Source organism: Neobacillus drentensis, assembly GCF_036966985.1.
Taxonomy (GTDB): Bacteria; Bacillota; Bacilli; order Bacillales; family Cytobacillaceae; genus Neobacillus; species Neobacillus drentensis_E.
In genome coordinates, this window is record NZ_JBALSN010000092.1 from 725 (window position 1) to 13,047 (window position 12,323).

A 12,323-nucleotide genomic window follows, 5' to 3' on the forward strand; every position below is an offset into this window, starting at 1 on the left:
GTAAATTCACCTTCAGCAGTAGCTGTTGCTGTGCCAATCTCTTGACCGTTTACGTGAGCATTAACTGTTGTTCCCGCCTCTGCTGTACCTTTGATAACTAGGTCGTTATCTTTCACATCACCGTTTACTACAGGTGCTGCTGGTGCAGTTACGTCCCTTACAGTTATTTCAGCCGCTGCACTTACATTACCCGCTTCGTCAGTAGCTGTTACAGCAATCTTCACGCCTGCTACTTGTTTAGCTATGGTCATTGTAAATTCACCTTCAGCATTAACTGTTGCTGTACCTATTTCTTGGCCTTCTACTTTTGCGACAACTCTAGAGCCCACTTCTGCTGTTCCATTGATTACTTCATCAGCATCAGTCATAGCATTTACAGACGGTGCTTCTGGCGCAGTTGTATCTGCTGTTCCAATTAATTCTTTCGTATCTCTTACACGGATACGTGTACCCTGTGCAAAAGCACCAGATAAACCAACTGCTTCTAATGTGTCACCCGTTTTAAGAACTGGTACCTGAACATTGCTTTGGTTCACAATGTATCCATCCGTGAACACTAACACATCACCAGAACCATCATTGATGACATAAGAATTTTCATCAAACTTAGATACGACTTGACCCTTAACTTTAACTAGGAATCCTTGGTTGGCAGCAGAAGTTGCTTCGCCAGTTGGTACTAGTTTCGGTTGGACAGGATCACCTGATCCAAGTTTAATAACATCTTTTGCAAAGCTAGTAAACTCTAATTCAATATTATTATCAAATCTCTTAATGTGGCCATAGACACGTACTTTGTCACCTGGTTTCAACGAACCATCTGGAACTTCAAGGTAAGCCATGATGCCGCCAGTCTCATCTTGTAAGTTGAACGCATCAAAGAAGACACCTGCTCCAGTTGTAACGGTTCCTTCTACCACTACATCTGTATCATCAGCCAGTTTACGTACATCTGCGATATTTTGAACACTCATTTCACGATGTGCCAACCAATTGACTGAGTTAAAAATTAATTCGTCGTTACCCTTTGGTTCAAAAGATTCATCCATCTGCTTATCATTAAAGATGTTCATCCCTGAAACAATGATTCGTCCGTTTTCGCCAATTTCCTCAGAGGCGATTAATGGAATGGCTGAACCGCCTGTTGCATCAGAAACGGCATCATAGGTATATCCGCCTTTAATATTTCCTTGGTACGTTGTTTCATTTCCTTTTGCAAGGATCGTTACCTTACTTGTTTCTGTTAATGCCTGATTGTCAGCGCCAGATAGACTTGTTCCGCTATAGTAATCGACAAACGATACGCGGTCAGTTATATGGTTGGATACTAATCCTGGATGTACTCTGACTGCATACGGGCTGACAGCTGGATCACTCCAGAAGTTTCCACTCTTACTATCATCAAATACGCCATCATTACCCATACGGATCGCAGAACCAAGATCACTCAATAATCCGTTATTAACGGTAGGATCTGTGGTACCATTATTGCTCTTACCAGCCATTAATAAAGACCCGCCATTTTTCACAAACTTTGTAACGGCTGCTCTTTCATCGGTTGTAAGAGCTGTTCTTGCATGTGTTAACACTAACACTTTCGCACTGCTTAACACTTCATCTGTTAAGGCTGCTTTATTTTCAGCAACAGTGTATCCTTCTTTTTGAAGCATAAGTGTAAAGGCTTTTAAGTTATCCTTATACGTTCCACTGTCACCACTTGTATTTTCGTTAGAATGGTTCGCATCAATTAATACCTTAATGCCAAGCGGCTCTTTGATTTTTACAGGTAATGTGTATTGAACATCGCCAAGTTCAAGTCCGTCTAAGGATGTAACTACCGCAATGATATTATGGTCGCCTTTAATTGGGCTAGCCCATGTAGCTGTTGCTGTTGCGGAAGCTTTAGATAAAATAGATGAGATATTATTTGTACCAATAAAATTCTCAGTTTTTACCTCATCATAATAGAAATCTACTTTTAGATTTTTAACGACTTCAGTACCATTGTTTGCAACTGCTGCCTTTAATGTAGCAGGGTTGCCGCCAACGATAACTCCGCCATCAATATCAATTCCATTTACTTTTACATCTACTGATTCTTCTTTTGACCAAATTGGAGAAGAATAAATACGTTCGCCGTCCATTTGAGTAACTTTAACAACAAACCATTGCTGGCCGCCTGTTACTGTATATTCTGGTGCCCATGTGAAGTCTTTTTCCATTGGTGTAATGGAAGCTGCTACTTTACCTCCATTGGTAATCAATTCAACTTTTTGAATTCTATCATCTGACTTATATGATGCTGGAAGATAATCATAGTCAGTAGTATTTTTTGCTTCTGCAACTAAGTCACTACCAGAGATTGTGAAGTTTAGTTTCTTACTATCAACTGTTGATCCCATATAATAGCCATTAGATGATACATCTAATGTGAAGTTCGGATCTTCTTCCATGTACACGCGCATATTACGCATTGAGTTCATTAAGGAATCTTGAGAAAGATCGTCTGCAACGATAACTGTACGAGCATTGATTTGACCCCATGTTCCTTCATGGTTATCTTCACCATACGTAGGAGCAAGGTGCCAGCCTAAATCTAGTGTTGAGAAGTATTTTGCCTCGGCATTGGCATAGCCGTAGTGACCAGAACCATTACCTACTTCAAGCATGGTAAATAATTTATCTACATCGCTATTGTAAGGCTTAAAGTTGTTAAATGCATTGGCTGACATATCAGGGTGGTTAAATTGACCAACGATATTGTCATACGTTAATACCCATGCATAATACTGGTTTAAGTCTTGGTATTGCTTACCGTTAATGTTACGGTCGATAAAATTATCTGTTCCAAAGATATTTGAGTGACCCCATGTAGTCGAAGTCATTTCAAATGCTGGGAATACTACATATTCACCGTTCTTTGTATATTTTGTCGCAAGGTCTTTCGTTGTTTGCCACTGTGTTCCACCGGAACGTTCTTGCATCACAGTTGTGCCATCTTTTGCTGTACGGTTAACTGTATCAGTTCCTAATTTTTCTGGGTCAATATCATGTGAGTGGTCAGAGAAGGCAAACCAATCGTAATTGTATTTTTGACCAGCTTTTAAGGCATCTTCTGGCGTTCCCGCACCATCATGTGAGATGTTGGTATGGTTGTGTGTTGTTCCACGGTAGTGGTTTCCGCCATCAAAACGTGGAACGATTTCAAACGTCCATTCCTTTGTATTCGTGTTTCCTTTTGTATCTGTTGCAGATACTTTTACAGTGTGGACCCCAATTGAAAGATCCGCTGTTGGTACATATTTAACCTGCATTTTTGTAATAGTAGCTTCTGGAGTTTTCAGTTCTTGGTCATCAAGCCAAATTTGAACAGATGACTCATTAACTCCGCTTGGGTCATTAATTAATGCTGATATTTCCGGATGTGGGGTTTCCACTTTTGCACCTTTTTGAGGTGTCTCCCCGCTGAAAGCAGGACCAGTTGTATCTTCAATCACTGCTACGGCATAAGGTGCTCCACTCGTACCAGCGGATTGTACTTTCGTACCAGCTTTTGCTTCAATATAGTAGTCGAAGCCGTTTACTGGTACGCTCGCTGCATCCAATGTTACGGTATAACGACCCGCACCATCATTCCCCATTGTTAATGGAGTATAGTCAGTAGCTCCTGTGGCACGATAGTAAGTAGTTACACTATCTGCACCATCTGCATTAGCTACAAACTCAACGTTTGTATCTTTGTAAACTTCTTTTAATGGGGTGTGTGTAATTCCTAAGATTGACGCAATATCTTTCACGTCACGTGGGTATACTTGGTATCCACTAACGTGTGTAGCATTTGATGTGTATTGACCAACAATACCTGTGATGGAGTAGCTTTTACCAATTACTAGATCGGTATCTGGCTTGATGCCTGTCTTCTCCATTACTCGTAAAATAGTTGGTTTATTATTTTCATCAACGATTGTTACATTGTAATTTGGTGCAGTTACTTCTACTGCGGAAATTTTCCCTGTTACTTTTACAAGGCTTCCTTCAAGAGGTTCAGCTGTTGCAAATGTAGTTACTTCAGGAATGGTTACTTCCTTAACCGTTGGAAGTGCTAGGCCTTCATCCAATTTCTGAATTGCTGTAGGCTCAAACTCAGTCATTCCCTTATAAACGATGACTTTACCTGTAACTCGTAACTTGTCACCGCGTTGTACAGTTAGACCCGAATCAAGGCTTCCAAAAACATTGATTCCGCCTGTTGCATCTTGGATATAGAAGTTGTTCTTCTGTGTACCTAAAATACCATTTTGAATTGTTACGATACCTTCAACTGTGAAGAACCCGTTTAGGTTTGTTAGAATCCCTCTCGAGTCAGTTGCTTTCACTTCGTTAAGCGGTGTGATTGTATTCAACACAGCTTTTTCAATTGCTACAGGAGCACTTTCAAGCATGATACCTTTCGCTGTGCTATATTGCTGTGTTACATAAACTTGATCAGGTGCACTAGTGTTTATTTTAATATTAAAATCTCCTGTTGCGCCTGCTGTTGCTGTTTCAAGTAGTTCAGTTGCATTTGCTGCGGCATATACATTGATGACGGAATCCTTAACAGCTGCGCCTGCATTACCGATTAATGTTCCTACACCACCTGATACCATGTAGTTCAATTTATCAACAGCAACATTTGATGATGCTTTGGCTACATCAATTTGAATAGCCGCACTTTCGTCCATATCGCCTTGTTTAGCAGACACATAAACAGCTGGAAGTGCTGCAGTTGCTGTAAAGCTGATTTCAAAGGAACCGTCAGCTGCTGCTGTTGCTGTACCAAGCGCTGTTCCCTTTGCTGCTGTTTCATATACCTTCACAGTTGAGCCAGGTTCTGCAGCTAGGGCTCCACCTTTAACTGTTACTGAATTATCCTGTTGTTGTAAAAATTGAATCGAATTTCCTTTTGGCTGCAAGCTGATTACTGGAACCATTGGGGCTTCAGGAGTGCTTGCTGTGTTTCTTGGTGTAGTGACTGATCCTACTAAGAAGTCTGCTGAGTTATCATTAGTGTCCCATGCATTACCTTTTCCTGATGCTGGATCTGTGTTTGCATAGGGTCTACGCTGAGCACTCGTAGAATTAGATAAAGCCTTGGCCGGACCTGGTCCTTCAAATGTGGTTGCTGATCCAAATCCTACTAAATCTACAACAACATCATCTTTATTTACTAATCTTACTTTCCCATTATCTTTTGCCATAGCAGAAGATCCTGTATCATCCGTTGCAGGGAGTTCTGCTCCATTTGCTCCGCCTGCTTGCGAAATTAAGTAATACCCATGCGAAGGAATAGTTTTAGTAAGTTTAGTTACATTAGTGGTAGTTGAAAATGCTCCAGCTGCGGAGGCGTATTGTACATACCAATCCTTTAGATCTATAGATTGATCTGTAGGATTATATAACTCAATAAAATCTTTATTGTATGGAGCACCACTATTACCCCCTCCTCCATACACTTGAGAGATAACAATATGATCAGCCTGTTCTGCATGTGCTCTAGTAACTAGACCACTTGGCAAAAAGGTACTGACCAAGAGAAGTGCTGCCATAGACGTACTTGTCCAGCGCTTAAACTTCCTATGTCCTGCTTTCATCCATCTACCACCCTTTGTAGTAATTTCATTTACCCTAGTAAAAAACGCTTACATTGCTTTCACACCAAGGATTTATATTACTCTATAATTCTACAAAATTTTCAATACTTTGGATATAGAAATATTTATACTATTATTTCTAAATAGCCAAAATAATTTTTCAATACTGTATACAAATATGGATAAAATGTGATTATATTAAGGAGGTTTTGCCCTTAATATAAATTTTGGTATATTCCGTAAATTATTTTAAAATAATGTTCAGGAGGTTAATTCGTGCTTTCATTTTCCTGCAAAATTCGACGAAATGTGAGATTTTTTGATAGAAACCGTTATTTCTGTAGTTTTTTATCCATCCTTCTTATTACCCTAATTTGTTTCCCTAAACTCGCCAATGCCCATGCATATAGTGCTAGTTATACAAAAATAACAATGGATGAGAAGAAAACTGAATTGGTCTTTACTCTTGATACTTTATCCCTTATTGAACTATTACCCCAAATTGACCTAAATAAAAACTGGGTCTTGGAAAAATCAGAAATAGAAAAAGAAAGGCATCATATCGAGGAGTTAATTACTGAAGGCTTAACGCTAGACAAGGATAACACGGAACAAACCCCTAAAGTAGAGACAATGAAGCTGGTTAAAAAGGAAAATAAAGAATTTCTTTCCACGACTATGACCTTTCCAGCCTTTTCGGCTGGGAACACGATCATTTATAATGATGGCTTTTATTTTAATGATACAGGTACGAATTATGTTGATCTGATTTCCGCTTCCTATATGGGCCAGTCTAGTGAGGCCGTATTACAGGGGAAGGAACGGACTTGGACGATTCTTTTAACTGAGGTACAGCAAGAACAAGGACAGGATCAAACTACCCAACCTGAACCTGGTACGGAACAGCCACAACCAAAGGCAGCTCAACCAGTGGAGCAAACATCAACTTCTTCGTGGTTTTCATTTTTCAAATTAGGGATGCTCCATATTATAACTGGATATGATCACTTATTATTTCTTTTTGCCTTGTTGTTAAGAAAACAAACCCTCAAACAATATATATCTATTGTCACGTCCTTTACGCTGGCACACAGCATCACCCTTAGCCTTGCTGTATTAGGTTGGATCACGTTACCTTCTCGTTTTGTTGAAGCAACGATCGCCTTTAGTATTTGTTACGTGGCTTTAGAGAATATTTTCCGGAAGGAGATTAGACACCGCTGGAGTATCACTTTTCTGTTTGGTTTAATTCACGGTCTTGGGTTTGCTAGTATTTTAAAGGAAATGGAGATTGCTAAAAGCCACCTTGCTGTTGCATTAATTAATTTTAACCTAGGGATTGAAGCGGTGCAGTTAGCGATTGTCCTTTTACTATTACCTCTACTTACTTATTTGTTTAAACTAAAAATCTCACGTAGATTCATCCAAATTGGTTCATTGATTATATTTATTTTAGGAGCGATTTGGCTTGTGGAACGAATCTTTTCATAGATTCTATTAAACCGAAAAACCCCTGAAAAATTCTTTCAGGGGTTTTTCTTGTTAACTTATTACTTAACCGTTACTTTCTTAGCCTTACTTACATTGCCAGCTTTGTCGATGGCTACGACTTCAACCACTTTGCCAGCTTTTTGTTTAGCAATTGAGATGGAGAACTTGCCATATTTATCAGCAGTTCTATTACCAATCGATTTGTCGCTCACTTTCACTACTACTGTTGAATAGGCTTCTGCTTTACCAGTTACTTTGGTAGTTTTTACAGTAATTTTATCAACAGAAGGTGTGCTTGGAGCTTTTTTATCAATCACAAATTTGACAGTTGTTTTGTTTCCAGCAGCATCAATAACCACTAATGTGTAGCTTCCGTCAGTTTTCACCGCTGTTTTCGTTGGAATCGCTCTTCCATTTAATAATGCTTTACCTTCATTAAAGTAGATGGTTACATCTTTGTTGTAAAGTCCGTTGTTTGCCACACCTGTTACGACTGGAGCCTTTTTATCAATCGTAAATTTCACTGTTGTTTTGTTGCCTGCAGCATCAGTTACTACTAGTGTGTGGACTCCTTCAGTTGCAACGAGTGTTCCACTTCTAAATGCTTTTCCGTCTAATGTTGCAGTTCCTTCGTTAAAGGTAACAGTAACATTTTTATTGTAGATACCGTTATTAACTACTCCGCTTATGACTGGAGCAATTTTATCAAGAACGGTAACAGTAGTTGCTTCACTCTTATTACCAGATGGGTCAGAGACAACGATAGTTAATTCAGTATTGGCTCCTAGAGCAGATTTTAAAGATACAGAGAATTTACCATCAACACCAGTTTTTGCAGTGCCAAGAACATCTTTTCCGCTAGAAACAGTTACTGTAGAACCAACTTCAGCTGTTCCAGTTACCACTTTATCTTTGTTGCTTACTGCATTTACGACAGCTTTATTAGGTGCAACGACATCAAGAACCATTGCAGAACCAATTGGACTTAAGTTGAACGATAAATCAACTGAGAATGCAAATAATAAAGTACCTTCTTTAAGCGGCGCCAATAATGGTGCGCTGAAATTACCATTAGCATCAGCTGTTAAATGTAACTTCAAATTGAATCCATTTGTAATATAAACATGTGTTCCTGGTTCTGCACCGTGACCTTTAATTTCCGTAGAAATATTGGTGATTGGATCAAGGACAGGAGCAAATGGATCCGTTACGTCGGTTACTTTCACTTTTGATTCGGTACTAACATTCAGAGCTGAATCTGTTGCTGTTACAACTAATTCCGTACCTGCTCTTTGAACAGCAATATCAACTGTAAAACTTCCATCATCTGAAGCAGCGGCTGAACCAATCACAGTTCCATTTGCCTTCACTTCAACTAGTGCATCAGCTTCAGTTTTACCTGTTACCGTTGTTGATTGATCATTAACCTCATTAACTACTGGAGCAGCCGGCGCCTCTTTATCAAGGACAATTCTTCCTTCAATTTGGGAAGTAACTGGTTGTGGTAAGGATTTGAAATACTGAATAAATCCATCTAAGTCAACTACGTTTGTTACTCGATTTTTACCAGATTTAAGGACGAAGAAGTTATCACCGCCGTCAGCCATAAAGTTGTTTACTGTAATAGTGTATTCTGCTGTTGGATCTATTGGACTACCATTTTCTAGATAAATATCAAGCACCTTACTGCCATAGGGCTTATTATCGCTCCAAGTATATTTTAAACCTGAAATTGCCATGATTTTATTATAGCTTGGTGGTGCTTGGAATTGTTGATTTAATAAGGTTCTAATCTGATCACCAGTGAGAGTCATAGTAACTAGATCATTACCAAATGGCTGAACCTTGAATAAATCACCCCAAGTGATTGTTCCTTCTGGAAGAGGGTTACGGATACCGCCAGAATTCATAAATCCTAATTGTGTGCCTGTTACAGAGCGCATACCATCAGCAATTAAATTACCAAGAGCAGATTCACCAGAAGCATTTGCCACATTAGTAATTGCAGCAGATGTAGAACCAACTACTTGACTGACAACTGGTTTAATATCTTCTTGATAGCTATCAAGTTCTGCTTTAATTTTTGCATTTGCTGTGATTTTGCTATGAAGTGTGTCTACCACTTCAGCCTTTGTTTGGTCCTTGATCACATCTCCTGTAGTAGGATCAATTGTTAAATCAATATCAGAGAAAGCAGTCCCATAAGACCAAGACTGAACTAATACTTTTCCTTCAACGTTTGTATTGAGATATTTATGGTCATGTGCACCATAGATAACATCAACTGCAGGATCGATTTCTTTTGCCATGTCAACAACTTTTCCGGTTGCTGCTGTACCATCTGTTTTGGATGTACCTGGATTATGGGCAAGAACAACGATTGTTTTTACGCCCTGATCAGTTAATTCTTTTGCATATTTGTTAACTGCAGTTACTTCATCAGTAAATTTAACACCTGCTACACCGCTTGGAGTAACGATTGATGGTGTATCAGCTGTAACAACACCAATAAAGCCAATTTTAACGCCATCTACTTCTTTAACAGCATATGGAGGTAAAATTGTTTCATTTGTTTTTTCATCCACTACGTTTGCTACAACGTAATCCATGGTTGAACCAGTAAACTTGCCATATTTCGCTTCATATTGTGCAGTTTTCGGATGATCTCCACCGTGGATTAAACGCTTCATTTCTGCTACGCCTTCGTCAAATTCATGGTTACCGATTGTACCAACATCCATTCCGATTTCATTCATCATACGGATTGTTGGCTCATCTTGTAATAATGCAGATACTGGCGGGCTTGCTCCAACAAGGTCACCAGCTTGTAGCATTAGGGTATTTGCAGGGTTTGCTGCTTCTCTGTCTTTTAGGTAAGCGGCTAACCATTCGACACCGCCAGAGTAATCGACAACTTTACCAGTAGAGTCTTTGATAGATCTCCAAGTATCAAGCTGACCATGGAAGTCATTGATTCCTAATAATTGAACGTGTACGTTTTGGTCTAATTCATAAAGTTCGTACCCTGCTTTAGTTGTTGATGCCCCTAGGTCTTTTACCTCTGGTTGTTGTCCAAGGTATGCTTTTGCATCTGGAGCAGAGTGGAAAACAACCTTTGCTACGCCGCCAATCGGTGCAATCTTCCAGTTGTTATCTGCCACAGGATTGATGTTACCTTGCGCACTGATATAATCCATAAGGATTTGACGGTTTTCGAACGGAGAATCTACGACAGGTTTTAAATTCTTCAATTCAGCTAGACCGCCGCTTCCTCCAGCACGATAGTTATTAGTCGCAATGATGAATTTTTGGTCCATTTTAACAGGAGTTCCATCCATCATTCTTAGATTAACAACACGTTCACCTTTTGGCTTCGTCACATCAATGTCGTATTTCACACCATCAATGACATCATAATTGTAAGGGCGGAAATCGTAATCAAGTAAATCTTGCGGTTCTGCATTATTCGGATCAATTGTATTGAATTGTTTTGCTGATTCTTCAATCCATCTCTTCACTTGATCGCCTGTAACCTCCAGAGCCTTTAAGGTGTTATCGAACAAATATAAATCCGCAGCACTCTTAATGGTTACATCGCCTTTAGCAATGTTTGTATAATCACCTACGCCACCGCGGCCGCCTTTAAATGGAGCTGCTGCAGCAAGGACTGGATAATCCTTATATTCTGTGTTCGCAATCGCCTTTTTCACGTAATCCATCTGTGCAGCATTAACAATTTGTGTGGAAGCGTCATCCATGACACGTGTGAAGAAGCTGTGCATCGGAATTTCTGTCGTTCCGAGTTTTCCATTAACATATGCCCTTGTTTGGTCGTGAATAGTTTGTGCATCACTAACAATTGTCGCGTCTGGTGCAGTGTCAGCAGAAACTGGACGGTTAACCGATTTAGAATTAGCCTTATCAACAGACCAGTTGCCGTTTGCATCTTGTACAAGTGCTAAATCGAGGACACCTAGGTTATTTCCCCAGAAGCCTGCTTCAACCGCTTGAACTCCATTAATTGTACCATTGGTGTTATCAATGCCAGTCTTGCCTGTAAATGATGCATCACCAGGGAAGTTTACGTGTGCATGTCCGAAAAGCATCGCATCAATACCTGGTACTTTTGTTAAATCATATACAGCATTTTCCGCTGCTTCTTGTCCTTCCGCAGCAATATCACAGCCAGAGTGTGCAACTGCAACAATGACATCTGCACCATCTGCTTTCATTTGTGGGATAAATTTATTCGCTTGGGCAACAATATCTTTTGTAATGACTTTTCCAGTTAGGTTATCTTTATCCCACTGCATGATTTGCGGTGGTGCAAAGCCGATGACCCCAACCTTAATCACATGTTCATTGCCGGCAGCATCCTTAATCGTTTTGTCTACAATTTTATATGGAGTGAAATAGTTAACATCATTGGTTGAGTCGGAATCGTGGTCGTCCTTATAAATGTTAGCGTTTACAATTGGAAATTGTACTTCTTCCTGTACGTCTTTTAAGTAGTCTAAACCATAGTTGAATTCATGGTTCCCAACTATACCTGCATCATATTTTAAATAGTTCATTGCTTTGTAAATAGGATGAGTATCGTTTGGTCCTAATTTATTTACTTTTGCCACATAACTTGCAAGTGGATTTCCTTGAATCGTATCACCAGCGTCAAATAGCATAGAATTGTCGACTTCAGATCTAGCTTGTTTAATTAATGTAGCTGTTTTTGCTAAACCATAATTTGTTACAGGTGCATCTTTGAAATAATCGTACGGCAATACATTAGAATGCAGGTCCGTAGTTTCTAAGATTCGTAGTGTAGCCGTATTCCCTGTTCCTTCAGCTTTTGCAGCCTGTGGGAAAATATTTAATGGAACAGTTGTAAGCGCTAACGCTGTTGCTAGAGAAGTATTAAGCATACGTCGTTTCATGCTTCTTTTTATCTGTCTCTTCACACTTTTTCCGCCCTTCGACAAAATAATTAGTATTGCATGACTATTCTACTAACTTTTCCAAAAGAATAATAGACCTTTATTCAAAAATTAATCATTTATTTACAAAAATATATTTTGAGAATTCTTCTTTTTAATCTATTGTTTTAAAGAAACTACCCAATTTCTTATAGATTATTCATGAAAGAATTATTACCAATAAATCCAGTTAAAAAATATGTAAGTTTTTCAAATATATGTATTAAAT

3 protein-coding genes are annotated in these 12,323 nt (G+C 39.2%); 1 reads left to right on the forward strand and 2 read right to left on the reverse strand.

Annotated features, from left to right (window positions below):
• On the reverse strand, positions 1-5,633 hold a 5,633-nt coding region (locus V7659_RS06605), incomplete at its 3' end, for an Ig-like domain-containing protein (RefSeq protein WP_335538937.1).
• Between the two features lie 276 nt (positions 5,634-5,909).
• On the opposite strand from V7659_RS06605, the gene V7659_RS06610 reads away from it, so the two are divergent.
• A complete protein-coding gene (locus V7659_RS06610) occupies positions 5,910-7,124 on the forward strand; it encodes a HupE/UreJ family protein (RefSeq protein WP_335538938.1) in 1,215 nt (404 codons plus the stop codon).
• 59 nt (positions 7,125-7,183) lie between these two features.
• On the opposite strand, the gene V7659_RS06615 is transcribed toward V7659_RS06610, so the two are convergent.
• On the reverse strand, positions 7,184-12,079 hold the full coding sequence (locus V7659_RS06615) for a bifunctional 2',3'-cyclic-nucleotide 2'-phosphodiesterase/3'-nucleotidase (protein WP_335538939.1): 4,896 nt from the start codon (positions 12,077-12,079) through the stop codon (positions 7,184-7,186).
• Between the last annotated feature and the right edge of the window lie 244 nt (positions 12,080-12,323).